The organism is Microvirga splendida, assembly GCF_016427565.1.
Taxonomy (GTDB): Bacteria; Pseudomonadota; Alphaproteobacteria; order Rhizobiales; family Beijerinckiaceae; genus Microvirga; species Microvirga splendida.
In genome coordinates this window covers 186,373-212,246 of sequence record NZ_JAELXT010000001.1, presented here as the reverse complement: position 1 = coordinate 212,246, position 25,874 = coordinate 186,373, and the positions used below count along the sequence as shown (strand labels likewise).

23 protein-coding genes are annotated in these 25,874 nt (G+C 63.6%); 10 read left to right on the top strand and 13 right to left on the bottom strand.

The genetic code is table 11. The features are described 5' to 3' along the window. The first annotated feature begins 34 nt into the window (after nt 1–34). Entirely contained in the window at nt 35–988 is a 954-nt protein-coding gene (locus tag JAO75_RS01045; protein ID WP_199046285.1) for an MDR/zinc-dependent alcohol dehydrogenase-like family protein, read from the top strand. Nucleotides 989–1,005: 17 nt separating this feature from the next. Continuing rightward, the gene (locus JAO75_RS01040; RefSeq protein ID WP_246742303.1) at nt 1,006–2,016 is read left to right on the top strand and encodes a Gfo/Idh/MocA family protein; all 1,011 of its coding nucleotides are present in this window, start codon (nt 1,006–1,008) and stop codon (nt 2,014–2,016) included. A gap of 85 nt (nt 2,017–2,101) precedes the next feature. On the opposite strand, the gene JAO75_RS01035 is transcribed toward JAO75_RS01040, so the two are convergent. Genes JAO75_RS01035 through JAO75_RS01010 form a run of 6 tightly spaced genes read right to left on the bottom strand, consistent with a single transcriptional unit; the run spans nt 2,102 to nt 7,425 of the window. Next, on the bottom strand, nt 2,102–3,031 hold the full coding sequence (locus JAO75_RS01035) for a glycoside hydrolase 5 family protein (RefSeq protein ID WP_199045898.1): 930 nt from the start codon (nt 3,029–3,031) through the stop codon (nt 2,102–2,104). Further along, a complete protein-coding gene (locus JAO75_RS01030; protein WP_199045896.1) occupies nt 3,028–3,801 on the bottom strand; it encodes a TIGR04290 family methyltransferase in 774 nt (257 codons plus the stop codon). Before JAO75_RS01030 ends, JAO75_RS01035 begins: the two co-directional genes overlap by 4 nt. Before the next feature lie 8 nt (nt 3,802–3,809). Continuing rightward, the gene (locus JAO75_RS01025; protein ID WP_199045894.1) at nt 3,810–4,622 is read right to left on the bottom strand and encodes a nucleotidyltransferase family protein; all 813 of its coding nucleotides are present in this window, start codon (nt 4,620–4,622) and stop codon (nt 3,810–3,812) included. A 2-nt stretch (nt 4,623–4,624) separates the two neighbouring features. Then, nucleotides 4,625–5,734, bottom strand: coding sequence for a CgeB family protein (locus JAO75_RS01020; RefSeq protein WP_199045893.1), 1,110 nt, complete (start codon nt 5,732–5,734; stop codon nt 4,625–4,627). Continuing rightward, the gene (locus JAO75_RS01015; RefSeq protein ID WP_199045890.1) at nt 5,731–6,330 is read right to left on the bottom strand and encodes a histidine phosphatase family protein; all 600 of its coding nucleotides are present in this window, start codon (nt 6,328–6,330) and stop codon (nt 5,731–5,733) included. The genes JAO75_RS01020 and JAO75_RS01015 overlap by 4 nt, the downstream gene beginning before the upstream one ends. Nucleotides 6,331–6,342: 12 nt before the next feature. Next, complete coding sequence (locus JAO75_RS01010) at nt 6,343–7,425, bottom strand: inositol-3-phosphate synthase (RefSeq protein ID WP_199045888.1); 1,083 nt, start codon at nt 7,423–7,425, stop codon at nt 6,343–6,345. A gap of 409 nt (nt 7,426–7,834) precedes the next feature. Between JAO75_RS01010 and JAO75_RS01005 the strand changes: the two genes are divergently transcribed. From JAO75_RS01005 to JAO75_RS00975, 7 genes are all read left to right on the top strand, one after another. After that, nucleotides 7,835–8,947: an SDR family NAD(P)-dependent oxidoreductase gene (locus JAO75_RS01005; protein ID WP_199045886.1), complete on the top strand. Its 1,113-nt coding sequence runs from the start codon at nt 7,835–7,837 to the stop codon at nt 8,945–8,947. Next, nucleotides 8,944–10,059 carry an SDR family NAD(P)-dependent oxidoreductase gene (locus tag JAO75_RS01000; RefSeq protein ID WP_199045884.1) on the top strand — a complete coding sequence of 372 codons (1,116 nt, stop codon included), beginning with the start codon at nt 8,944–8,946 and terminating at the stop codon, nt 10,057–10,059. Before JAO75_RS01005 ends, JAO75_RS01000 begins: the two co-directional genes overlap by 4 nt. 42 nt (nt 10,060–10,101) lie before the next feature. Beyond that, the gene (locus JAO75_RS00995; RefSeq protein ID WP_199045882.1) at nt 10,102–11,235 is read left to right on the top strand and encodes a glycosyltransferase family 4 protein; all 1,134 of its coding nucleotides are present in this window, start codon (nt 10,102–10,104) and stop codon (nt 11,233–11,235) included. Next, the gene (locus tag JAO75_RS00990) at nt 11,232–12,344 is read left to right on the top strand and encodes a CgeB family protein (RefSeq protein ID WP_199045880.1); all 1,113 of its coding nucleotides are present in this window, start codon (nt 11,232–11,234) and stop codon (nt 12,342–12,344) included. Before JAO75_RS00995 ends, JAO75_RS00990 begins: the two co-directional genes overlap by 4 nt. Then, nucleotides 12,341–13,435, top strand: a complete 1,095-nt coding sequence (locus JAO75_RS00985) for a CgeB family protein (RefSeq protein WP_199045878.1) — start codon at nt 12,341–12,343, stop codon at nt 13,433–13,435. The genes JAO75_RS00990 and JAO75_RS00985 overlap by 4 nt, the downstream gene beginning before the upstream one ends. Then, a complete protein-coding gene (locus JAO75_RS00980) occupies nt 13,432–14,541 on the top strand; it encodes a glycosyltransferase family protein (RefSeq protein ID WP_199045876.1) in 1,110 nt (369 codons plus the stop codon). Before JAO75_RS00985 ends, JAO75_RS00980 begins: the two co-directional genes overlap by 4 nt. 110 nt (nt 14,542–14,651) lie before the next feature. Beyond that, entirely contained in the window at nt 14,652–15,686 is a 1,035-nt protein-coding gene (locus JAO75_RS00975; RefSeq protein WP_199045874.1) for a UDP-glucuronic acid decarboxylase family protein, read from the top strand. A 233-nt stretch (nt 15,687–15,919) separates the two neighbouring features. Here the strand turns inward: JAO75_RS00975 and JAO75_RS00970 are convergent, their stop codons facing one another. Next, complete coding sequence (locus tag JAO75_RS00970; protein WP_199045872.1) at nt 15,920–17,110, bottom strand: YihY/virulence factor BrkB family protein; 1,191 nt, start codon at nt 17,108–17,110, stop codon at nt 15,920–15,922. Between the two features lie 211 nt (nt 17,111–17,321). Between JAO75_RS00970 and JAO75_RS00965 the strand changes: the two genes are divergently transcribed. After that, complete coding sequence (locus JAO75_RS00965; protein WP_199045870.1) at nt 17,322–18,500, top strand: glycosyltransferase family 87 protein; 1,179 nt, start codon at nt 17,322–17,324, stop codon at nt 18,498–18,500. A 13-nt stretch (nt 18,501–18,513) separates the two neighbouring features. On the opposite strand, the gene JAO75_RS00960 is transcribed toward JAO75_RS00965, so the two are convergent. From JAO75_RS00960 to JAO75_RS00935, 6 genes are read right to left on the bottom strand one after another with little or no spacing between them, the layout of a single operon-like run. Continuing rightward, nucleotides 18,514–20,136, bottom strand: coding sequence for a hypothetical protein (locus tag JAO75_RS00960; RefSeq protein ID WP_199045868.1), 1,623 nt, complete (start codon nt 20,134–20,136; stop codon nt 18,514–18,516). Beyond that, complete coding sequence (locus tag JAO75_RS00955; protein WP_199045867.1) at nt 20,133–21,746, bottom strand: hypothetical protein; 1,614 nt, start codon at nt 21,744–21,746, stop codon at nt 20,133–20,135. The genes JAO75_RS00960 and JAO75_RS00955 overlap by 4 nt, the downstream gene beginning before the upstream one ends. Next, nucleotides 21,743–23,362, bottom strand: a complete 1,620-nt coding sequence (locus JAO75_RS00950) for a hypothetical protein (protein WP_199045865.1) — start codon at nt 23,360–23,362, stop codon at nt 21,743–21,745. The genes JAO75_RS00955 and JAO75_RS00950 overlap by 4 nt, the downstream gene beginning before the upstream one ends. Before the next feature lie 26 nt (nt 23,363–23,388). Beyond that, entirely contained in the window at nt 23,389–24,132 is a 744-nt protein-coding gene (locus JAO75_RS00945) for an SDR family oxidoreductase (protein WP_199045862.1), read from the bottom strand. Beyond that, nucleotides 24,132–25,466, bottom strand: coding sequence for an FAD-binding oxidoreductase (locus JAO75_RS00940; protein WP_199045860.1), 1,335 nt, complete (start codon nt 25,464–25,466; stop codon nt 24,132–24,134). The genes JAO75_RS00945 and JAO75_RS00940 overlap by 1 nt, the downstream gene beginning before the upstream one ends. Then, complete coding sequence (locus JAO75_RS00935; RefSeq protein WP_199045858.1) at nt 25,463–25,858, bottom strand: GtrA family protein; 396 nt, start codon at nt 25,856–25,858, stop codon at nt 25,463–25,465. The genes JAO75_RS00940 and JAO75_RS00935 overlap by 4 nt, the downstream gene beginning before the upstream one ends. Nucleotides 25,859–25,874 lie beyond the last annotated feature (16 nt).

Below are 25,874 nucleotides of genomic sequence, written 5' to 3'. Positions count from 1 at the left end.
CAAGGATGATGGGCCGGCCGGCACGGCTGGAACCATGCGCGCGGCCATTCTCACCGGGCCTGGGCAAGTGGAAGTGCGCCAGGTCGCGCGCCCCGAGCCGGGTCCCGGTCAGGTGCGCCTGCGCCTGGAAGGGTGCGGCGTCTGCGCCTCGAACCTCACGCCCTGGGCCGGGCCGGAATGGATGCAGTATCCCACCGAGCCGGGTGCGCTCGGGCATGAGGCCTGGGGCTTCGTGGATTCCCTTGGCGCGGGCGTCGAGGGCCTGTCGGTCGGCGACCGCGTCGCCGCTCTCTCCTACAAGTCCTATGCCGAGTACGACCTCGCCGAGGCCGAGGCCGTGGTGCGGCTGCCGGAAGCCCTTGCAGGGCAGCCGTTTCCCGGTGAGCCGCTCGGTTGCGCCATGAACATCTTCCGTCGCAGCGAGATCGAGGCCGGGCAGACGGTGGCGATCATCGGCATCGGCTTTCTCGGCGCCATCCTGACGAAGCTCGCCACCGATGCAGGCGCCCGCGTCATCGCGATCTCGCGCCGCCCCTTCTCGCTCGATCTCGCCCGCCGCATGGGCGCGGCCGAGACGATCCCGATGGAAGACCACCATGCCATCATCGAGAAGGTGAAGGAACTGACGGGCGGGGCGTTCTGCGAACGGGTCATCGAGGCCGTCGGCAAGCAATGGCCCCTGGACCTTGCCGGCGAAATCACCCGCGAGCGCGGCAGGCTCATCGTCGCCGGCTACCATCAGGACGGTCCCCGGCAAGTGAACATGTGGCTCTGGAACTGGCGCGGCATCGACGTGATCAACGCGCACGAGCGCGACCCCAAGGTCTATATGCAGGGCCTTCGCGAGGCTGTGGACGCGATTGCATCGGGCAGGCTCGATCCGAGCTTCCTCTACACGCACAGCTATCGCCTCGACCGACTGGATGAGGCGCTCGACGCCACGCGCGACCGGCCGGATGGTTTTCTCAAAGCTCTGGTGATGTACTGATGGCGCAACAGGCTCTGATGAAGGCAAATCCCGAAACGTCGATTGATCGGCCCCGCCTGGGCTTTCTCGGCGTCGGCTGGATCGGCCGTCACCGGATGCAAGCAATCCTCGGCACGGGTGCGGTCTATGTGGCGGCCATCGCCGATCCGTCGCCGGAAATGGCCGCGGAGGCAGGCAAGCTGGCGCCGGATGCGAAGCTGGTCTCGACGCTCGATGAGATCCTCGATACGGGCGTCGATGGAATCGTCATCGCGACCCCTAGCGCCATGCATGCGGAGCAATCGATCCGGGCCTTGGAGCGGGGCGTCGCCGTGTTCTGCCAGAAGCCGCTCGGGCGCACCGTGGCGGAGGTCCAGGCCGTGGTGGATGCAGCGCGCAAGGCCGACCGATTGCTCTGCGTCGACCTCTCCTATCGCTTCACGGAAGGCATGCGCCGGATCCGCGAGATCATCGCCTCAGGGGATCTGGGGCATGTCTATGCCGTGGATCTCGTGTTCCACAATGCCTATGGTCCGGATAAGCCCTGGTTCTACGATCCGGCCCTCTCAGGCGGCGGCTGCGTCATGGATCTCGGCGTTCACCTCGTCGACCTTGCCCTGTGGTCCCTGGACAATCCGAATGTCGCCGGCGTCACGGGCAAGCTCTTTGCCGGGGGCGCGCCGCTGAAGGACACAGCCACGCAGGTCGAGGATTATGCGGTTGCCACCGTGGAGCTGGAGACGGGCGCCGTGGTGCAGCTGGCTTGCTCCTGGCGCCTGCAGGCGGGATGCGACGCCATGATCTCCGCCACGTTCTATGGGACGCAGGGCGGTGTATCCCTGCGCAACGTAAACGGCTCGTTCTACGACTTTACGGCTGAACGCTACCGGGGCACCTCGCGCGAGACGCTTACCACGCCGCCGGACGAATGGGGCGGACGCGCCGCGGCCGACTGGGCTTCGCGCCTGGCGGCAGGCGAGCGCTTCGACCCTGCGGCGGAGCAGCTCGTCGATGTCGCTCGCGTTCTGGACCGGATCTACGGGCGATAAAACCCGCACAAGGCGGCTGGAAAACAATCGAGGCGGCCGAACCCGGGTTCGGCCGCCTCTCTCATGAAGAACGCTCGATCCCGGTTCAGAGAACCTCGAGAACCTTGCTCGTCTGCGCCGGCTGGCCTGCGGGCGCATAGCGCCTGATCATGCTGGCGCAGAATTCCGCGAATTCCTCCTTCACCTGCGGGGCGCTGGTATGGTGCGGGGCAATCCCGCGGTGCTCCGGCGTGAAGCAGAAGGTGACCGTCACGTCGAAGTCGGCAAGCGCCTCCATCTGACGGTCGAACCAGTCGAGGGCGTTGGGACGGAAGCTGTCGGCCCAGGAGAGGCCGGTGCGCAGATACTTCACGCCCAGCCGCTTCATCCAGGTGACGGCGTCATCCAGCCGATGATCCTCGAAGTGGAACCACTGACACAGGCCCATCTGAGATGCGTATTTCGCATATTCTTCCAGGGCGGGCTTCGGCGTGCCGTCCTCGCGCAGCAGGCCCATGTAGAAGTGGCGGTAATAGGAGGATCCTTCCGCCTCGCGGTGGCGTGTGGTCGCCTCCCAGGCGCGGGGCAGGTCATAGAGGCTGTACCAGTGGATTTTCGGCACCTTGCCGATGAGAAGCTCCGCGGTCCGGTTCAGGCCCCATACCTGAACCTCCTCGGCTCCGAAGGTCGAGATTCCGACCTCACTGACCCAGATCGGCTTGTCCGTCACGGCCCGGATCTCATCGATCTTCGATGGCCAGTCGTGGATCTGCCACAGGTTCCAGTCGAGCGGAAAACCATGGACGGCCACGATGTCCAGATGATCGAGGGCGCCGTGCTCCTCCAGCTTCCTGATGAAGCCCGGGTCGATGGGCGAGATGCCGCCCAGCACGCGGGGCAGGTTGGGGTTCTCGGCCTTGATCGCCTGACCGGCGGCAATCACCATGTCGGAGAAGAGCTTCCAATCCGGATCGATCTCGGGATCCCAATGGGACTTGTTGTTCGGCTCGTTCCAGATCATTGCAGCTTCGATCATGCGGTTCTCCCTTGGGCCGGATAGACGGCGCCCGCACCGGGCGGGGCATCGACACGGCGGCAGATGTAAACTTCGGTCTCAGGATGCTTGACGATCTCGAAACCGGCACTGCGGAGCATGGCTTCCACGCAGGCGGCATTCGGCGCCCACCAGTTGGTCGGATCATCGGCATAGCGATGTTCGATGAAATGCATCTTCGGATAGCGCGGATCGTCGAAATGGTCCGTCTGCCAGAAGGTGTAGTTTTCCTCGACTGGCGTCGTCTCCGCCGAGCCGCGCTGCATCGACTGAAACACGAGGAGGTCCTTGGCCACATGCTCGTGAATGAGGTCGAGGGCGAGGAGCGGATGGCGCAGATGGTAGAGGACGCCCATGAAGAGCACCACGTCGAACGTCTCGCCGAGCTGACCCAGGTCGTAGACCGAGAGCTTCCGGAACTCGATGTCATAGCCCATGGTCTGAGCAGCGAAGCGAGCCTGGTCGAGGTACACGTCATCGAAATCGACGCCCAGCACGCGCTCGGCGCCGCGCTTCTTCATCTCCATGGAGTAGAAGCCGCCGTTGCAGCCGATATCGAGCACGCTCTTGCCGGTGAGATCCTGCGGGATCGCATCGGAGAATTGCTGCCACTTCACGGCCGGGTAATTGCCGAGAAAGTGGTCGGGCGCCGTCCAGACGCCGCCTTTCAGCTCGATGTTGTGAAACCAGGGGCCGAGCGCTTCGGCTTTCCGGCGGATTTCCTCTGGCGGCATGGGGTCGATGGCGTTCATCGTGGAGTTTACTCCCTGTTCAGATCATGAAGTCCGCGCGGCAGCCGACCGGCGGGCCAGCCGAGGGCGACCCGGGCGCCCGTGACGTTGTCCTGCTGGGCCGCTTCGCTCAACAGGCCGATGGCGGAGCGGTAGCCGTGCAGCGTTCCGACATCGACATAGGATGCCCCGGCCTTGACTCCGACGGCTTCGCCTCCTTGGGCAAGATAGGCGTTCACCAGGGTGCCGAAGTACTCGTCCTCGCGATTGCGCGAGAGCCAGAGCTCGCGCAGGGCTCCCAGGACATGGCCCGGCATCTTGAAGGCGCCCCAGATCCAGCGGGAGGACGCATCCTCCCGCTTCACCTGGATCTCCTGCACATGCATCGTCTCGTCCAGGACGACGGCATCGAAGACCTGCGGGTTGTCGACCGGGAAAAGCAGGAACGAGAGGACGCCTTCCGGAAGCTCCGCAAGTGCCGTTTCGGGGAACCAGACCGTGTCCGGCAGGCCGACGATCACGCTCTCATCGGCCGGAATCAGGGGAGCAGCCTGGAAGATGGCGTCGCACAGCCCGCTCGCCTTGGGCTGGACCACATAGGCGATCGAGGCGCTGCCATAGCTTGCGCCGTAATATTCCATGATGTCGGACTTGCCGGGTGAGATCACGAAGCAGATCTTGTCGGCGCCGCCGTGGATCATGCGTTCGACGAGATACTCGCTGACCGCGCAGGGACGCTCGACGCCGTTGTCGAGGCGGCTGCCCACGGGCAGAAGCTCCTTCGAGAACGCCAGCGGCTGGATTCGGCTGCCGATCCCTGCCGCGGGAATGATCCCCCACATGGTCAGGCCTCCATCATGGCGACAGGGTCGCCGGTCGAGGATGTAACAGAACTGGCGCCCTCCAGCAGGATCTCAAGCTCGCGGGCCCGGTGAGCCGAGGTGTGCTCGGCGAGCACCCGCTCCCGGCCGGCTGTGGCGATGCGCTTCAATTCTGCATCCGTGAGATCGAGCGCCCTGACGGTATCTTGAGATGTCTCGGCAATGAGAATTTCCCGGCCGGGCTCAAAAAAGCTGTCGAGACCCTCCCATCGATCCGACAGGATGGGCGTGCCGCAGGCCGCCGCCTCGAACAGGCGCCCGGACGGACACCAGCCCATATCCGCCATGGCCTGCCGTGTGATGTTGAGCGTCAGGCGCGAGGACGAGAAGAAGGCGGGGTGCTCCGGAGGCGGCAGGTGCTGCACAAAATGGATGTTGGGCTGCCAGGGGAAGTCATCGGGATATTGTGCGCCCCCGATCAGAAAGCGCTGCTTCGGACGCAGGCCCGCCGGATCGATGAACAGCCGCTGCAGAGCGACTTGCCGGTCCGCGGCGTAGGTTCCGAGGTAGGAGAGATCCGAGACGTAGTGGCCCGCGGGCTTCACCGGATAATGAACGTCGGGATCCACATGCCCGTAGAGCGGCGCGACGCGGCGGGCTCCGAGCTCGGATTGAAGCCGGTCGAGGGCGCGGCCCCCCGTATAGCTGAGCACCAGGTCAAAATCGCGCAGGCCCTGCGATCCGATGTAGGTGATCGGCTCACCTGCCTCGAGACGCGAGAAGGTGACCGGCGTGTCCAGATCGTAGAATACACGGGTCGCACGCGATGCATCGAGCAGAAGCTGGCTTGCCGCGATCCCGTCCGGGCAATAGGAGGTGGTCATCGCCACGTCCGCATCGGCCAACGCGGTCTCAGCGCGCGAGCGTATGTCGGCCCATTCCTGGTAAAGCACGAGCTCGCCGCCTGGGATCTCGAAAAGATCCCGGTTCGCGGCATAATACGGCACGTCCTTTTCGAAGAAGACGATCCTATGTCCCCGCTTCGCGAGCGCCCGGATAAGGCCCCGCCAGAGCGTCGCGTGGCCGTTGCCCCACGATGAGGAGACGGTGAGGCCGAATATGACGATCTTCATGCGGCCACCACCTCGTTCAAACGCAACACTTTGGAGCCCCACTCGCCGACCACGACGGTGCTGATCGAGGCAGGATCGATGTCGAAGCGCCCATAGGCGTCGATCGGCATGCCGAGGTGGTAGAGCAGGGCAGCTTTGATCACGTCGCTGTGGCTGACGAGGATCACGGATCGATCCGCATAGCGGCTCCGCAATTGCTCCATGGCCCCGACGATGCGGGCCTGCGCCTCAAGCATCGTCTCCCCATAAGGCGGACGATTGTTGCTGCGGGCGTTGTTCCATGCGGCCCAGCGAGGGTCCTGGGCCAGGGCCTCGAAGCTCGTGCCGGACCAGGCTCCGAAATCGATCTCGGCAATGCCCTCGCATACTTCGAGCGGCTGCCCGAGCCGGTCAGCGATGGGTTCGGACGTTTCCACGGCTCGCTCAAGGGGGCTTGTGTGAATGCCGGCGACGTTCTCGTTGGCGAAGCGCGCCGCCAGGCGTTCTGCCTGCGCCTTCCCGAACGCGCCGAGATGCACACCCGGCATGCGGCCGCACAGGACCGTGCCGACCCGGTCATGGGTTGCATGGCGCACGAGGAAGAACGTGGTGGTCACGCCTTCGCTCCCCTACTCTTCATCGCCGTTGATGAAGCGGATGGTCTTCTCCCGGGCTTCGTTGTCGGTGAATTGCTGGGGCGGCGACTTCATGAAGTAGCTGGAAGGGCCCGTCAGAGCGCCTCCGATCTTGCGATCCATGGCGAGCTTCGCGCAGCGCACCGCGTCGATGACGATGCCGGCAGAGTTGGGCGAGTCCCAGACTTCGAGCTTCACTTCCATGTTCAGCGGCACGCCGCCGAAGGTGGTGCCCTCCAGGCGGATATAGGCCCACTTGCGGTCCGTGAGCCACGGGACATGATCACTCGGACCCACATGGATGTCGCCGGCGGGCAGGGGAATGTCGAGCTGGCTGGACACGGCCTGAGTCTTCGAGATCTTCTTGGATTCGAGCCGCTCGCGCTCCAGCATGTTCTGGAAGTCGGTGTTGCCGCCGAAATTGAGCTGGTAGGTCCGGTCGAGCCGCACGCCGCGCTCACGGAAGAGATTGGCCAGAACCCGGTGAACGATGGTTGCGCCGACCTGGCTCTTGATGTCGTCGCCCACGATGGGAAGCCCACGCTCCTCGAAGCGCTTGCGCCATTCCGGATCCGAAGCGATGAAAACCGGGATGCAATTGACGAAGGCGCAGCCCGCTTCCAGCGCCCGCTCGGCATACCACTCCGTCGCCTTCTGGGAACCTACGGGCAGATACGAGACCAGAACATCCGTCTTGGACTGGCGCAGGATCTCCGTGACGTCAGCCTCGTCGTGGCCGGATTCCTCGACTTCGTCGCGAAGATATTTGCCGAGGCCGTCAAGGGTCCTGCCACGGTTGACGATGATTCCACTTTCAGGGACAGCCGCAAACCGCTGCGTGTTGTTGGGCGCGGCGAAGATCGCTTCCGAGACGTCGCGGCCGACCTTCGAGGCATTGATGTCGAAGGCCGCGGAGACCTCGACATCGCTGATGTGATACCCGCCGATGTCCACATTCATCAGGCCTGGAACGGGCTCGTTGCCTTTCGCGTCCTTATAGTAGGAAAGGCCCTGCACGAAGGACGAGGCACAGTTGCCGACGCCCACGATCCCAACGCGGACCTTTCTCGAACTCATGACGATTCTCCCTTGTGCGGTCAGCCGATTGCCTGCATTCTTGAGGCGCGCCCATAGACGGCAGCAGGCAAATACCGGATGGCATCATCCCAAGCTTGGCCGTCAACGTTCGAGAAAGGTAAGTAGTTCCCTTTCTCGATTCCTGGCTTGGGTCTCTTGTCTTAGCGCGCCAGCGCCCAAACTACTCAGCAGGTGCAGGAACAAAGATGAAGCTTCGGCGTTTCCACAGCGAAAGGCCAAGCTTGCAAGAGGAGTGCATGGCGTGACCGGCTCTTGATGGGTCCCGCCTGAGCCCGTTCCTGCCTGGAAACGGCGAAGGTCTCGCGTCGCTTTTCCAGTCAGGGAACAGGGTTTGGCTCCCGGTCGGCGCGATGGGCTGCAGAATCGACAACAGATCCGGAGGCATCTTGTGACGGATACCATCCTCATTACCGGCGGTGCGGGCTTCATTGGACGTTACGTGGCTCGTGCCTGCCTGGAGCGCGGCCACCGGGTGCGTGTGCTCGACAGCCTGATCGAGCAAGTCCACGGCGACAAGACCCAGGCCGATGGGCTGGATCCCGAGGTCGAGGTTGTCGTCGGGGACGTGCGCGATGAGACTGCGGTCCTGCGGGCGCTGAAAGGCGCCACCAAGGTGGTTCATCTTGCAGCCGAAGTCGGTGTCGGCCAGAGCATGTATGCCGTCGACCGCTATGTCTCCGTGAACGATTACGGCACCGCGGTGCTGTTTCAGCAACTCATCGACAATCCCGTCAAGCGCGTGGTCGTCGCCTCGTCCATGAGCATATACGGCGAGGGCCTCTACAAGGACGCTGAGGGCCGGATCCACGAGGATGTTGTGCGCACGGCCCGCGCCAGCGAGAACGATCCGTGGGATCCTCTCGACGAAAAGGGGCGGCCTCTCGTTCCCGTGCCGACGCCCGAATGGAAGAAGCCGGCGCTGGCCTCCGTCTACGCCCTATCGAAGTACGTTCAAGAACGGCTGACGCTGACCCTTTGCCCGGCCTATGGCATGGAGGGTGTGGCGCTCCGGCTCTGGAACGCCTACGGCCCGGGGCAGGCGCTGTCCAACCCCTATACCGGCGTTCTGGCCATTTTTGCCTCACGGCTTCACAACGGCCAGCCGCCGATGATCTTCGAAGACGGTCAGCAACGGCGCGACTTCGTTCATGTGGAGGATGTGGCGCAGGCTTTCGTCCTGGCCCTCGAGCACGAGAAGGCACCGGGCAGCGTCTACAATGTCGGCAGCGGGCAGGATCGCACCGTCTCCGAGGTGGCGGAGCTGCTGTCGCAGGCCATGAACCGGCCCACGGCGCCTGAAATCGCCGGCAAGGCGCGCATCGGCGACATCCGGCACTGCATCGCGGACATCAGCAAGATCCAGCAGGAGTTGGGCTACGCTCCGAAGAAGGACTTCATGCAAGGGCTTGCCGAACTCGCCGAATGGGTCGCCAAGCAGGAGGCCAAAGACCTCGTGCAGGAGGCTCGCAAGGAGTTGGAAGCCAGAGGCCTGGTGGCATGAAGACAACCGACACGCATGCCGATGCTCCTGCGGTTCTTCGCCGGAGGCCTGTTCTAGTCACCGGCGGCGCAGGCTTCATCGGCTCCAATCTCGCGGATCGTTTCGCGAGCGAAGGGCACGATGTCCTCGTCTACGATGCACTGGCGCGTCCCGGCGTCGACCGCAATCTGGAGTGGCTGAAAAAGCGGCATCCGGCCAAGATCTCGGCCGTCATCGGCGACATCCGCGACGAGACCGCAGTCGCCGACGCGGCGGGCGAGGCGCAGGCCGTCTTCCACATGGCGGCTCAGGTGGCGGTTACCACGAGCCTTGCGGATCCGCGCGAGGATTTCGAGATCAACATTCGCGGCACGCTGAATCTGCTGGACGCGCTCCGTCAGCGCAACGACCGGGTTCCGCTGATTTTCGCCTCCACCAACAAGGTCTATGGCGATCTCTCGGATGTGGAGCTCGAGCAGACGAACGATGCCTACAGGCCGCGCGATCCGGCAATCCGGGACTTTGGAGTCGGCGAAGCGCGACCGCTCGATTTCCACACGCCCTACGGCTGCTCCAAAGGGGCGGCCGATCAATACGTTCTGGACTATGCCCGCTCCTTCGGCATCCCCACCTGCGTCATGCGCATGAGCTGCATCTACGGCCAGCGCCAGATGGGCACCGAGGATCAGGGCTGGGTTGCCCACTTCCTGATCCGCGCCCTTCAGGGCGAACCCATCACGATCTACGGCGATGGCTGTCAGGTTCGCGATATCCTCAGCATCTCCGACGCTGTCGACGCCTATGCGGCGGCATGGAAGCGGATCGACACAGTTCAAGGCCGGGCCTTCAACCTCGGTGGCGGTCCGACGAACGCGATCAGCCTGCGCCAGCTCATCACCCATATCGAGTATGTCATCGGCCGCCCAGTCGAGACGATCTACTCGGATTGGCGCGCCGGTGACCAGCGCTACTACGTCTCCGATACGCGGCTTGCATCGCGGGAGCTTGGTCTCAAGCAGCCCGTATCCTGGCTCAAGGGCGTCGCCGCTCTTGCGGAGTGGCTGCAGGAGGAGAGGGGCCTTGCGCGGGCGGCCTCGTCCCCCCGCCTTCAGGCTGCAGAGGCCTTGTCATGAGAGGCCCTCTCGCATTCGCGTTGCGTACCGGCGTGATCGGCCATGACTGCACTTGAGGGTGCAAACGGCTTGCATATCCTCATGACGGCCGATGCGGTCGGGGGGGGTTGGCAATATGCGCTCGACCTTGCGGGCGGCCTGCGGCCGCATGGCGTCAAGACCACGATTGCAGTGCTGGGGCCTGCGCCTTCGGCGGATCAGCAGGCCACGGCCGAGGTGGCGGGTGCTGAACTCATCGCGACAGGTCTGCCCCTCGATTGGACGGCATCCCACCAGGGTCAAGTGAATGAGGCCGGTCAAGCGATCGCCAGCCTCGCAGCGCAGATCAGGCCGGGTCTCGTGCATCTCAATTCGCCCGCGCTGGCGGCACATGCCAGGTTCAGCGTCCCGGTGATTGCCGCGTGCCATTCCTGTGTCGCGACCTGGTGGCAGGCTGTCAAAGGCGGGCCGTTGCCGGAGGATTTCAAATGGCGCACGGATCTCGTCCGGCGGGGCTATGCCTCTGCCGATGGACTCCTGGCGCCCACCCGCGCATTCGCCCAGGCGACGGCCGAGGCCTATGGTCTTGAACGGGCACCTCTTGTCGTGAGGAACGGGCGGCGTGCCGTGCAGCATCCGACGCATGCTCGCTCCGATCTCTTCGCCTTCACGGCTGGGCGCCTGTGGGACGAGGGAAAGAATTTTTCCGCCATCGACCGCATGGCCGCGCATCTCTCCATCCCGGTGCTCGCTGCAGGCCCCCTGCAAGGGCCGAATGGGGCGCAGGTCGAGGCCCGCTTTGCCAAGAGCCTCGGTCGCCTGAGCGATAAGGAAATTGCCCGGCATCTCGGCGAGCAACCGATCTTCGTGTCGGCCGCACGCTACGAGCCGTTCGGCCTGGCCGTGCTGGAAGCCGCCCAAGCCGCATGCGCTCTCGTTCTGTCGGACATTCCGACCTTTCGCGAGCTGTGGGAAGGCGCGGCATTGTTCGTCGACCCGGACGATGACAGGCAGATCGCCGAGGCTATCGAGCGCCTGGTTCGGGACGCGGATGCCCGTGACGCTCTGGGGCGCGCGGCCAGGAAGCGGGCCGATACCTATTCCGTCGAAGCGATGAGCATGGGCGTATTGAGGACCTATGAATCCGTGCTCGCCGGAGAATCCCGAACATCCTCCATTGAGGGCGCCGCCGCATGAAGCTCGTCTATTTCACGCATTCTCTCGCGTCCTGCTGGAACCACGGCAACGCGCATTTCCTGCGTGGCGTCCTGCGCGATCTCGTTCAGCGCGGACATGAGGTGACGGCCTTCGAGCCCAGAGGGGCCTGGAGCCTCGAGAACCTGCTGAAGGATCACGGCGACGCGGGGCTCGATGCCTACCGCAAGCTCTATCCCGAACTGTCGTCCGTCGTCTTCGACCCCGATATCGATCTCGGGGAGGCGCTTGCCGATGCGGATGCGGTGATCGTCCATGAGTGGAACGATCCCTGGCTCGTTGCGGCCGTTGGAAAGGTGCGGCGGCAGGGCGGCCGCTTCACGCTCCTCTTCCACGATACGCATCATCGGGCCGTCAGCGATCCGAATGCCATTCGCCAGTTCGACCTCGATGGCTATGACGGAGTTCTCGCGTTCGGAGAGACCCTTGCGGAGGTCTATCGCCGCTGGGGCTGGGGCGAGCGCGTCTATGTCTGGCATGAGGCTGCCGACATGCGGCTGTTCCATCCTCCTGCTCAGGAGACCGAGCGGAACGGCCTCGTCTGGATCGGCAACTGGGGCGATGACGAACGCAGCGCCGAATTGGAAAGCTATCTGTTCCGCCCGGCCCAAACGGTCGGTCTCCCGCTGGATATCTATGGCGTGCGCTATCCCGGTCACGCCCTGGAGACGCTGGCCCGCTATGGCGTGACCTATCGCGGCTGGCTGCCGAATGCCCGGGCTCCCGAGGTTTTAGCCCGCCACCTGGCAACGGTGCATGTGCCGCGCCGCTTCTATGTCGATCTGCTGCCCGGCATTCCCACCATCCGGGTCTTCGAGGCCCTGGCCTGCGGAATCCCTCTGATCTCTGCGCCCTGGAGCGACTCCGAAGGCTTGTTCAATCCCGGTAAGGACTATCTGGTCGCCCGGGACGAAGCCGAGATGGAGCGCCACCTCAATGCTGTGCGCAACGATGCCGACCTGCGCCGGGCGCTGGTCGAGAGCGGCCTCGATGCCATTCGCAGCCGCCATTCCTGCGCCCACAGGGCCGAACAGCTTCTCGCCATTCTCGCCACTCACGGCGTTTCGACGCCGATGGAGATGTCCGCATGAAAATCGCCTTCTACGGCTCAAGCCTTCTCTCCTCGTACTGGAACGGTGCCGCGACCTATTACCGTGGCCTGCTGAGCGACCTCGCCCGGCGCGGCTACAGCATCACTTTCTACGAGCCGGACGCTTTCGACCGGCAGAAGCACCGCGATATCGATCCGCCGGACTGGGCCGAGGTGAAGGTGTATCCCGCCACCGAGGATGCCATGCGTGGCGTCGTGGCCGAAGCAGCGAAAGCCGACGTGGTGGTGAAGGCCTCCGGTGTCGGCGTGTTCGACAACGAACTCCTCGAAGGGGTCGTGGCCGCCTCGCGTCCCGACGCCATCCGCATCTTCTGGGACGTCGATGCGCCGGCCACTCTCGCCGAACTGCGTGAAAGTCCGGATCATCCGCTCCATCGCACCATGCCGGCACTCGATCTCGTGCTCACCTATGGCGGCGGGCCGCCGGTCATCGCGGCTTATGAGGGCTTCGGCGCCCGCCGCTGCATCCCGATCTACAATGCCTGCGATCCGACAACGCACCACCCGGTGTCGGCGGATGATCGCTTCAAGGCCGACCTGTCCTTCCTCGGAAACCGCCTGCCGGACCGGGAGGCCCGTGTGGAGCAGTTTTTCCTGGAGCCCGCCTCCCGCCTGCCGGGCCGCAGCTTCCTTATCGGAGGCAATGGCTGGGAAACCAAGGGCATGCCGTCGAACGTGCGCCATATCGGGCATGTCTACACGCGGGATCACAACACCTTCAACACAAGCCCGCTGGCCGTCCTCAACATTGCCCGCGATTCCATGGCGACGACCGGCTATTCGCCCGCGACCCGCGTCTTCGAGGCGGCCGGTGCCGGCGCGTGCCTGATCACCGACGCTTGGATCGGCCTCGAGCTCTTCCTGAAGGAGGGTGAGGAGGTGCTCGTCGCCCGTGACGGCAAGGATGTGGCCGATCACGTCGAGAGCCTCACCCCTGAGCGGGCGCGCGCCATCGGCGATGCTGCAAGGACGCGGATCATGGCCGAGCACACCTACACCCGCCGCGGCGCGGAAGTGGACGCTATCCTGCGCGAGGAGGCATCCCTGAAGCGCGAAAGGAGCGTGGCGTGACCAAGCTCCGTGTCGTTGTCCTGGGATTGAGCCTGTCCTCGTCATGGGGGAACGGGCATGCGACAACCTTCCGCGCACTGCTGAAAGCGTTTGCCGCACGGGGGCACGACATCCTCTTTCTTGAACGCGACGTGCCCTGGTATGCCTCCCACCGCGATCTGAAGAATCCCGATTTCTGCCGCCTCGAATTCTATTCCGGCCTGGAGGATCTCGAGCGCTATCGCAACGTGATCGCCGAGGCGGATGCCGTCATCGTCGGATCCTACGTGCCGGAGGGTGTCCTCGTCGGGCAATGGGTGCAGCAGACGGCGAAAGGCGTGGTGGCGTTCTATGACATCGATACGCCGGTGACGCTCGCGAAGCTGGAACGGGGCGATCACGAATATATCACGCCTGCTCTGATCCGCGATTATGACGTCTACTTTTCCTTCACCGGAGGTCCCACGCTCGACCACCTCATGAATCATTACGGTTCACCGGCGGCGCGGGCGCTCTATTGTTCCGTCGATCCTGAGGCCTATCCCGCGCTCGATCACGAAAAGCGCTGGGATCTCAGCTATCTTGGAACCTACAGCGCCGACAGGCAGCCGACCCTGGAGCGGCTGCTGATCGAGCCGGCCCGGCGTGCGCCGCATCTGCGCTTCGTCGTTGCGGGGCCGCAATACCCGGCTGATATCGACTGGCCGCCGAATGTGGAACGGATCGACCATGTTCCTCCGGGCGAACACCCGTCCTTTTATGCCCGGAGCCGCTACACGCTCAATGTGACGCGGGCCGATATGATCCGCGCCGGCTACAGCCCGAGCGTCCGCCTGTTCGAGGCGGCAGCCTGCGGAACGCCGATCATTTCGGACATCTGGGATGGCATCGAGACCCTGCTCCAGCCGGGACAGGACATCGTCTTGGCTCAGACACCGGAAGAGGTTCTCGAAGTGCTCGATACATGGGCCGCGACCCGGCGGGACGCGCTGAGGGCTTCGGCGCAAAAGCGGATCCTGGCCGAACATACGGCCGCCCATCGTGCGGCCTCCATGGAGCGAGATCTTCTGGAGGCGATGGATCGTCAGCACCGGGACTATTCTCTCGCTCTGGAAGTCGGAGCCTGACTTTGTGAATAGATTCGGAAGCCGGCATTGAACCAATGCCAAGCTTCCACGTTGGACCAGAAAAGGTTTGTACCTCGAGACCCTTTGTCGGTCTGAGAAGGAGCGTTCGCATGAAGAATGGCAAAAGCAAGCACGTCCTTGTTGCGGGCGGTGCTGGATTTCTAGGATCCCACCTCTGCGATGCTCTTCTCAGCGAGGGCGCCCACGTGGTTGTGCTGGACAATTTTCAGACAGGACGAAAGCAAAACCTCCGCCATCTGGAGCGCGAACCGCGGTTCGATCTGATCGACAGCGATATCATCAAGCCCTTGCCGGCCCGCCTGCGCTCCAAGCGCGTGAAGTTCGACGAGGTGTTCAATCTCGCCTGTGCGGCCTCGCCGCCCCATTATCAGGCCGATCCCGAGCATACGATGCTGACGAGCGTTGTCGGCACGCACAACCTTCTCACTTTCGCCGAAGCCATCGGCGCCCGCTTCTTCCTGGCGTCGACGAGCGAGATCTATGGCGACCCGGAGGTTCATCCGCAGCCCGAGAGCTATTGGGGCAACGTCAATCCCACGGGGCCCCGGGCCTGCTACGACGAAGGCAAGCGCGCCGCCGAAACCCTGACCTTCGATTTCGACCGCTCCGGTCGCGCGGATGTGCGGGTCGCGCGCATCTTCAACACTTATGGTCCGCGCATGCGTGCCGATGACGGTCGTGTCGTCTCCAATGTGATCTGCCAGGCACTCGCCGGCGAAGACATCACGGTCTATGGAGACGGAAGCCAGACGCGCTCATTCTGCTACGTGTCGGATCTTGTCGACGGGTTTCTCCGTCTCATGGCCTATAAGGGACCGTTCCCAGGTGCCGTCAACCTCGGCAACCCGGTCGAACTGACCGTCGGCGACCTCGCCGAAAAGGTCATGGCGATGACGGGATCGTCCTCCCGTGTCGTCACACGCCCCCTCCCGGTGGACGATCCCCGTCGCCGCCGTCCCGATATCACCCGCGCCAAGCAGCTCCTGGGCTGGTCTCCGCGCACGTCTCTCGATGCCGGCCTCAAGTCCACGATCGCATGGTTCTCCGATGAGCGTGCCGACGACGGCAAGTCCAGCCGCACATCGCCGGTCCTGGAAGGTGCGGTCACGATGGGGCAGGCCTGAGCCCTTCTCCTATCGTCCTCCATCTGAAATTCCCCAGAATGCGCTGACCGTCGTCAGCGCATTTTTTGCTGCTCTCGCTTTCCTCAAAGGCGTCGTTGCCACGGGAAGCAGAGAGGACTTGAGGACCCCGGTCCTGTCCGCGAGGCTTCATCGGATCAGCGACCGTTCCGGTAAAAGGGCGAACGAAAAAGGGCGCTCCTCCCGGGAGCGCCCTTGAAGTCTGGGTTGAAGGCTCAGCTCTTCGCGACACCGACTGTATCGGCCATCCGTGCGCCGCGGGTGCCCATGGGCTCATGAGCGCCTTCCGTGGTGTCCTTGGACGTCTGGTGTTCCATCTCCGCGTTCACCTCGGCTCCGAGGAGCACCACGATGCTCGAGATCCAGATCCAGGTCATGAAGCCGATCACTGCGCCGAGCGAACCGTAGGTCTCGTTGTAGCTGCCGAAATTTGCCACGTACCAGGAGAACAGCATCGACACCGCGAGCCAAAGCACGGCGGCGATGACGCCCCCGGGCGTGATCCATTTCCATTCCGCCGTGTCGCGGCTTGGGCCATAGCGATAGACAAGCGACAATCCGAGGACGACCACGAGCAGAAGAACCGGCCAGCGTGCGAGGGACAGCAGCCATTCGATGCTGCTGCCGAGACCGAGGAAGCCCAGAAGGATCGGAAGGACGACAATCCCGGTGACTGCGACGATGATGAAGAGGATCGCTCCCAGAGTGAACGTGAGGGAAATCAGGTTCAGCTTGACGAAGCTTCTCTTCTCTTCCTCGTCATAGACGATGTTGAGGGCATCGAAGACGGCTTTCATGCCGGCATTGGCGCTCCAGAGGGAGATGAGCAGCCCGATGATGAAGCTGAACCCGAGGGTGCCGCCGCCTTGCGAGGCAATGCGTGTGACCTGCTCGCGGATGATGTCGAGAGCGCCGCCCGGAAGGACGCCCGCCATGGCGTTGAGATGATCCTGCAGCGTCGCAGGATCGGCGAAGAGACCGTAAAGCGAGACCAGCGCGGCGATGGCCGGGAAGATGGCCAGCAGGGCATAATAGGTCACGCCCGCGGCAACGGACATCACGCGGTCCTTGCCGAACTCCTCGTAGGTGCGCCAAAGGATGTCCTTCCAGCCCCGGGAGGGAATCTCCGTCGGCGTGTCCGCACTGCGCCCGCGGCCCTTCTCGTTGGCGGCATGAGGCGGGGCATGCTGCTTCTCGGAAAAGCCCGTATCGCGATCGCGAGCCTGTCTCGTGCCCTGCTGCTGTGGGCGCCGGGCCGGTCGTCCGGCCGCGGCCGGCATTGGACGACGTTCCCCGGCTGCGACGAGCCTCACGAGAGCCCAGCCGAGAACCACGGCCCACATGGTCGTGGCGGTCGAGGATGTTTGCTGGGTTCCAGATTGCTGGACAGCCGGATTATTCGCCATAGTCGGACACAGCCTCACTTATCGATTGCCAGCCGACACGGCTTGGCTCAATCGTAAACCTCCTGAATAAGGTAACGGTTCCAAATGCTTGCCGCCTTGGGAAACAGCCCTGGCGAAGCGCCGGAGCAGCGGGTCCGGCAGGGCTGGGCTTCGAACAGGGTCGCACTACAACCAGGGAGCCCCCTTCAAGCCTCAGTTCAAGGAGCCCATGATGACGGCAGCGACGCGCTGGATCGCAGGGTTCTTCATCGTCATAGCGGGTCTTCTTGCGATCCACGCGGAGTTTCCCCGCATCGTCCACGAGCATGGCTTGTGGGATTTCGGCTCCTTCGTGGCGTCGGGCCGTGCGGCGAGCGAGGGGCTCAACCCCTATGGGATCTACCCGCTGACTCTTCGTGTGGAACTGCCAGGCTTCGAGTCATGGAACCCTAATCTCAACCCGCCGGTCTCGGCGCTCCTGTTCCAGGCCTTCGACATGGCCGATCCCCATGTGGCATACCAAGTCTGGCGCTGGATCTCGGTTGCCGTCTATGCCGCCGCCATCCTTCTCCTCGTCAGCCAAGTCGGCAACCGCGCCGAGGCTCTGGTCATCGCCGTGTGGGCCTTCGCGCTCGCCGGCTTCTGGGACACGCTCTTTCTTGGGCAGATCTATCTGCCGCTTGTCTTCGCCGGCATTGCAGCCTGGCTGCTGCTTGAGCGTGGGGAGGGGTTCTGGGCGGGACTCCTGATCGGGATCGTCGTGGCCATGAAGCCGAACTTCCTGGTCTGGCCCGTGCTTCTCTTCCTGTCCGGGCGGTACAGGCCTGCGGTCGCGGCTTTCGTCACCGCATGCGCCATCAGTCTGGTCCCGCTGGTGCTCTATGGGCCCGAGGTCTACCGCCAGTGGCTCGAACTCGTCGCCGCCGATGGAGAGCGGGCGCTCTTCCTCACGAACGGGTCATTCTCGGGCCTTGCCGCGCGGGCTGGCGTCCCTTTCTTGGGTCTTGTGCTCGGCTTCCTGCTTCTGGCAGGACTGGCGGCCTGGGCTTTCTGGCGGCGACCCGATGTTCTCACCGTCAGCGCCATGGCACTCCTGGCGTCCGTTCTGGCTTCGCCGCTCGGCTGGATTCACTACACGCTGTTCCTGCTCCCCGTGATCGTGAGGTATTGGCACAGGCCGGCCATGCGTGTCGTTGCCCTCCTGCTCATCATTCCGGTGCCCTTCATCATCGATCAACTGGGCAAGCCGGCCTGGATCCAGCTGACGATCGGATCCGTCTATGGCTGGGCGCTTGTGCTGTGCCTCGCCATCCTCGTCACAGATGAGTGGCGCCGTATTCGGCAGAACGAGCAGCGGACATCAGCCGCGATGCCATTGCCCGAGTGCCATTGCAGGCCCAGCGCCTCTTGAGGATATGAACGGTTCAGCCGCCGCTTGAGGGGTATGTCTCCTGCTCCTTCGGATCATCGTCAGACGAGCGGCTGACGGTTTCTGAAGGTTCGCGCAGGAGATAGACTTTCCAGTCCTTCGTTTCCTCTTCGAGGTCGTAATGATCGGAAAGATAACCGGCATAGATTTGGCGCAGGCCGTCGGCCGTTGAGAATTCCACCGGCCATTTCGGCTCCATCACGACGCGGACATCCTGAAAGAGCGTTTCAGGAGGAAGGTGATGGTGCTCGTTGATCGTGCGTCCCCAATGGTGCCAGGTGCTGTCGCCCCGCGGCGGCGCAAGGCCGAGGCCGGCCGAGAAGGGGCCTACGAAATCGAGAACATGGACGCGGCCGGCTTCTGCCCCAAGTGCAGAAAGGGCTTGGGCTCCGTCCCCGAGGCTCTCGAGATAGCGGGAGAAGACGGGGTAGTTATCCTCGGTCCACAACTGCACGAGCCTGACCCGCTCGAACCTCGGCAAGGGGACCGCTTGCCCTTGGCCTGTGCTCGCCAGAGCGGCATGCAGGCCGAGAGTGGCGGCATGGTGGATGCTGCCGGGGAGAACGAAAGCGAGCAGCAGTAGCTGGGTGCCCGCCGCCAGAGCCGGAGTCCTCCTGTCGACCGATGCCGGCGCCGATCGCGCCAGCAACTCCGCCGCGACGGCCGCTCCGGCCGGGAGGGTGGCAATGCCCCAAACCTGGAAGTTCTGCATGATCAGCATGAAGCCGGAGCCGGCGCAGAACCCGTAGAACACGAAGTCGCGGATGCTGCGTGTGCGCCAGAGAGCGAGAGCGGCGAACAAGGCGAAGAGGGTGTAGTCGGCCAGGTTCCTCAGGAACATGGAGACGAGTTCATCGAGGGTCTTGAAGCTTCCGCTGACCCCGCTCGCCAGAAGAAGATCGTTGAGGTGGGCTTCGGTTGCATCCCAGAAGGACTCGATCAGCAAGCCGCCTGTCAGAACCAATGCCAATGCCGCCAAGGCCCATCGCCACTGCCGCGAATCCAGGAGCATCAGGATGAGAAAGCCTAGAGCGACCAGCCCATAGCTGAACTTCATGTACAGCATGAGGAGCGTCAGCGAGGCGGCGCAAAAGGCATCCAATACGTTTTGAAATGGTCGGTGATGGAGAGGCCGGAGATACAGGATCAGAAGGAAGCCGAGAGCCGCCCAGCCGGTCCGGTTGTAGAACATGCCGAACGAGAGGCCGGCAATGCTCTCGCCGAGGTTGATGGGAACAGCTGCCACCAGGATCAGAAAGATCGAGAAAGGCAGGGCAATGGCAGGCCTCAGGCGTGAACTGACGATGTGGGCAGCCACCACTGCCAGCGCCAGTACCAGAAGCGCCATGCCCACCGGCATGGCTCCGCCGAGATGACCCGAGATCCAATAACCCAGGGCGGGCACGTAGTAGACGAGCGGCCCGAGAGCCGTATGGAAGTCCCGGTTCGGGACCTGTCCCTCGCTTACGCGATGCACGCCGTCGAGGAAGATGAAGAGGTCATTCAGGTAGCGGGTCGTGATCGTCTGGCCCGGCAAGGCGAGCAGCAGGGCGCAGATTGCCGCCACGGCAAAGACAAGCGCCGCCAAGGACGACGGACGTATCTTCGAGACGTTCATGGTGATGTTCCATCCCCAGCCCCAACACGGGATGGCCGTGCATGTTCCAGTGGCTGGCCGACGCTGCTGAGCATTCCCGCTTCGCGGCGCTTGTAGACGGTCCAGAGATCCGTGCGGCGGATAGGATCGAATGCCTCTCGGATATAATCTGCATAAAGGTTGCGGAGCGGAATTCCGTTGATGCCGGCCTTCGGCACCATCAGCACATCGACATCCCCGAGCAGTTGCTCCGGCGGCAGGTGATGGAGATCATTGATGTTGCGTCCCCAGTGAAGCCATGCGTAGTCGCCGCGCGAGGGCGGCAGACCGACGCCTGCCGAAAAGGGATTGGCGAAATCCAGGACCGAGACGTTCTCGGGCTTCACCGAAAGTTCGCTCAGGATACGCCCGCCTTCGCGAATGCTCATGAGGTAGTCCGTCATGAAGCTGCGGTCGCCCGGCACCCAGAGTGTAGTCAGTCGCAGATCCTCGAAGCGAGGCAGTCCAAAAGGTTCACCCACGTGCGCCACGGCCGCGACCGAATGCACGCCGAGCGCTATGAGGCAATGAAGACCTGTCGGTAGGAGAAAGGCGATCAGCAGAAGCGTGGCCCCTCGGGCCAGGGTTTCATGGCCGGCAGGACGGCGGGAGCGCAGCAGGATCTCCGTTGCGACGGCCGCTCCCGCGAACAGCGTGATGATGCCCCAGGGCTGCGAGTTCTGGCTCTGAATCATCAGGCCCGGACCTGCGCAGATCCCGAAGAACAAAAGATCGCGCACGCTGCGGGTTCGCCATAGCACCAGAATCGCAAAGATGGCGAGAAGCACGTAGTCGGCCAAGTGGCGGATGAAGGCGAGCGAGAGATCGACGATACCTCGGGTGCCGCTCACTTGGCTTGCGAGCATAAGATCCTCAAGATAGGCGCGGGAGGACTGCCAGAAGGCCTCGATGACGAGGGCGGAGAGGGCAATCAGACCGATGGACCACAGCGCCCAGCGCCGCTGGCGGGGGTCGAACAACATGAATGCAAGGAAGGCCAAGGCAACGAGGCCATAGGTAGCCTTGGTATAGACCAAGGCCAGGGTGAGGGCAGCGGCGCACAGAGCATCGAGCGGATCCTGGCGGCCGGAAGACTGCCGGGGCTGGAGGTACATGACGAGAAGCGCGCTGAGAACCGCCCACCCGATCCGGTTGTAGAACATGGCGAAGGAAAGAGACGCGATGCTCTCGCCGAGATTCATGGGAACGGCCACGATCAGGAGCAGGAACAGGCCGTAGGGGATTGCCACGCTCGGTCGGAGACGCGAGCTGAAGATGTGGATCATCGGCAAAGCGAGCCCCAGGGTCGTGAGCGCCATGGCCGTCGGCATTGCGCCGCCCATGCTGCCGGAGATCCAGTATCCGAGAGCCGGCACATAGAACGACAGCGGGCCCAGGGCGCTGTGGAAGTCGCGGTTGGGAACCTGGCCGGACGCAATACGATGCGCGCCGTCGAGAAAGATGAACAGGTCGTTGAGATAGGCTGTCGTGATCGTCTGGCCCGGCAGGGCAAGCAGCAGCCCGAAAGCGGCCGCAGCACAGAGGAGCGTACCGGATATCCAGGGCGTCCGTCGTTCGGGAGGAGCCGTCATGACCGGCCGTCCTGTTGCAAGGCTGCTTCAGGAGCCGGAGGAGGACGGCGCCGGTACAGCGTCCAATGTTGTGTCTCGCCGGCCGCGTCGAAATGCGCTGCGATGTAGTGGCCATAGATGGCCTGAAGCTGCGGCAGCGGTCCTATCGCGGCGTCCGAAGTGTCGGCCGTCTTCGGCACCATCACGAACTGCACATCGGCCAGGAGCGCCTCGGCTGGGACGTGGTTTGCTCTGCCGAGGGTGCGGTCCCATTGCAGCCATGGCGTATCGCCTCGCGCCGGGGGCGCACCGAGCGCCATGGAGAACGGGTTCCCAGTGTCGAGCACGAAAATGCGATCCGGTTTCGGATCGAGATTCGATAGTGCATCGAAACCGTCGCGCAGGCTGTCCTGGTAGGCAGCGGCTGTATCGTAGTCGCTCCACGTCCAGAGGTTCGCCACCCGAACCTGCTCCAGGTTCGGGAGCGGGACCGCATTGCCTGCCTTTACACTCGCGGCAGCCGTGTGAAGGCCCAGGGCAGCCAGGCAATGGATGATGGTCGGCAGCACGACGGCAAGGAAAAGCAGTTTCGCGCCTGCGCCTGTGGACCAGCTCCCATGATCGACGGCTTGCGGCCGGTGATCCTCGGACCGCAGGATCGTCTCTGCGGCAACAGCCGCCGCACCATGAAGCATGATGATGCCCCAGGCCTGGAAATTCTGATTGACGATCAGAAACCCCGCGATGGCGCAGAAGGCATAGAACAATAAATCCCGAACGCTGTGCGTCCGGTACAGGGCTATCCCTGCGAACAGGCCGAGCAGCACGTAATCCGTCAAGTTGACAAGGACATGGTCGATGATCTGTCCCCATGTTCCGCGCAGCCCGCTTCCACCCACGTCGAAGGCCAGCCGCAGATCAGCAAGGTGGGCAAGGGAAGATTGCCATATGAGTTCGATGACCAGGACGGCGAGGATCGTAATCCCCAAGGCACTGGCAGACCAGCGGCGCTGCTGTCGGTCCAAGAGCATGAACAGAAGAAAGGCAAGGGCCACAACGCCGTAGCTGAGCTTCGTGTAGAGCATCAGCAGGGTCAGGGCGGCCGCGCAGGCCGTGTCCAGGAGCGTCTGGCGGCGTCTGGCGCTCAACGGTTGGAGATACATGACGAGGAGCGCGCCCAAGGCGGCCCAGCCGATCCGGTTGTAGAACTTGGCGAAGGACAGGGAGGTGACGCTTTCCCCGAGATTGACAGGCACCGCCAGGATCAGGAGCAGGAACAGGCCGTAGAGAACGGCAAGGAGAGGATGAAGCCGGGAGCCGAGGATGTGCGCCATCGGCAGGGCGAGCACGAGGGTGATCAGGGCCATGGCGGTGGGCATGGTGCCACCGAGGGTTCCTGACAGAAAATAGCCTGCAGCCGTGAGATAATAGGCAAAGGGACCCAGGGGTGTATGGAAGTCCTGGTTCGGCACCTGGCCTGCGGCAACCCGATAGGCGCCGTCCAGAATAACGAAGAGGTCGTTCAGGTAACGGGTCGTGACCGTTTGACCTGGAAGGGCGAGCAGCAGGGCAAGAAGGGCCGCGGCTGCGAGCAGAATCGGGCCCACTTTCATGGGGCGCTCAGTCCAGAGCCGCATGACTTCCGTCCTCCGTGCGTCAGGGGTTAGAGGCGCAAGCGCTTGAAGAACCGTTCGGGAATGGTCCCGATCACCATCATGACTGGACGCCAGATCGGGCGCACGTAGATCACGTCGCGTCCGCTCTTCTCCGCCGCCGTGAAGATGGCGCGTCCGACTTCGCAGGGCTCCGCGGTGAGAACCGGTGGAAGCTTCATGCCGGCCGTCATCTGCGTGCGCACGAAACCGGGCTTGACCGTCACCACCCGCAGGCCTTTGGGCGCCAAGCGGTTGCGCAGGCCCGACAAGAATGCCGTGAAACCTGCCTTGGCGGCGCCGTAGAGATAGTTGGAGCCGCGGCCGCGGTCGCCTGCAACGGAACTCACGCCGACGAGAGTGCCGGAACCGCGCGCCAGGAAGCGCTCCGCAAGCAACCCGAGCAGAAGCGCCGGGCCTTCGAAGTTCGTTCGCAGCACGAGGGATGCGTGGGAGATGTCGCTCTGGCCCCGTGCCTGATCGCCCAGTTCGCCGACAACGCAGACCACCGTGTCCGGCAGCGTGGATAAAGTGTCGACGAAGCTCTCGAAGGCGCCCGTCTCCAGAATGTCGATCCGATGCACCGTCACCTCGGCGCCGGTGCGAGAGCGGATATCATCGGCGTTGCGGCGGGCGTCCTCCTCGTTTCGGGCGGCGAGCTGCACCTGCCAGCCGGCCTGCGCGTAGTGCAGCGCCGTGGCGCGCCCGATATCGGAGGTGCCGCCGACGAGAAGAAGGGTTTTCGAATGTTCCATCAGATGCCCAGCCGTGCCGACAGACGCGAAGAAATCCGGCCGGTCGCACCGATGGCCCGCCGCAGGTCGCGAAAGCGGGGCAATCCGGGATAACCGGCCTCGAAGGTTGCAGGCGATTGCCTTGCATCCTTGGCTAGATAGAGCCGGCCTCCGGCTTCGACCACCATGCGGTCAAGCTCGTCGAGCAGGGGAAAGACATCATCGCTGACGGGCAGATCGAGGGTCAGGGTGAAGCCCTCGAGCGGGAACGAGAGATCGCCATGGCTCTGGCCCAGCTGCTTGAGCACGGCCAGGAAGGATGCGTTGCCGTGCTTGGATATGCGCTCGAGGATGCCGCCGAGCACAGCCTGCGCCTGCGCGGTAGGGATGACGCACTGATACTGAAGAAACCCGCGCCGCCCGTAGATTCGGTTCCAGTTGCCGATCCCGTCGAGGGGAAAGAAATAGGGATTCCAGTGAACCAGGAATGGATAGCCGGATTTCACGGCTCCTGCCCGAAAGTAGAGCTCGTTGAAAGCGGATACCGACAGTCGGTTGAGAGTAAAGGAGGGCAGGTCGAGCGGAACGCCCAGCCGTCCGAGCTTGGAGGACGGATAGGGCTCGCCCCCAGGCTGCAGGGCTTCCAGGTCCCGGTGGGTGGCATGCTCGGCTGCGAAGACCAGCGAACGGCCCATGGACGCGCCGCGGGCCAGACAATCGATCCAGGCCACCGAATAGGTTGCGCGACTGGTGGCTTGAAGGGCATGAATGGCACCGTCGAGATTGCGGGCGACGGTGGTTGTCTGGCGCATCCATCCGGTCTCAATGGGCCGGAGGCGGAACGTAGCATCGAGGATCGTGCCTGTGAGCCCCATCCCGCCGATGGTGGCGAGCAGGAGTTCGGAATTTTCGTCACGAGAGCAGATGATGATGCTGCCGTCCGGCAGGGCCAGGGTCAGGCTCTCCACGTGGTCGCCGAAGCCGCCGTCCCGGTGGTGGTTCTTGCCATGAATGTCCGACGCGATCATGCCGCCGATGGTGACAAGCTTGGTGCCCGGCACAACAGGGGGAAAAAAGCCCTTCGGGACCATGGTATCGAGCAGATCGGAGAGAAGGACGCCCGCTTCCACCTGAATGCGGCCTGTGGCCGGATCGAAGGCGCGGATGCGATCGAGTCCCCGGGCCACGAGGGTGACCCGTTCTCCGATGGCGGCATCGCCATAGGCGCGGCCGTTGCCGCGAGCCACCAGCCCGGTCCGGGAGGCCATAAGGGACGAGAGGGCTTTGGGGGACGGAGGGGTGAGCGTTTCTGACGGATGGCGGGGATAGCGTCCCCAACCGGAGAGTTCCGTCATGCCTGCCGCTCCTTGAACACGAAGGTTCGGTCCAGAACGAACTTGGCGGCATAGCCGATCGCAAGTCCGAGCACCGCACCGGTATATTTGGCCAGATCCGTCTGCCAGACCATCCAGAAAGTCACCTCGAAGCTCCAGAAGACCAGCGTGGTCAGAACACTGAAGGCACCGTAGAGGGTGATTTTCTGAACCTCCTGCCGGTGGCCGCCATAGTCATCCTCGAACACCCACTTCTTGTCGAGCACGTATTTCAGGATGAAGCCCGCGACCGTTCCCATCAGGATGGACAGGGCCAGGGGGGCAACCGGCGCGATCCGAATGACGATTTCCTGGGTGAGCAGATTGACCAGGGTCGCGACGATGGCGAACAGGACATAACGGACGAACATCATCGGCCCCGCTCTCCCA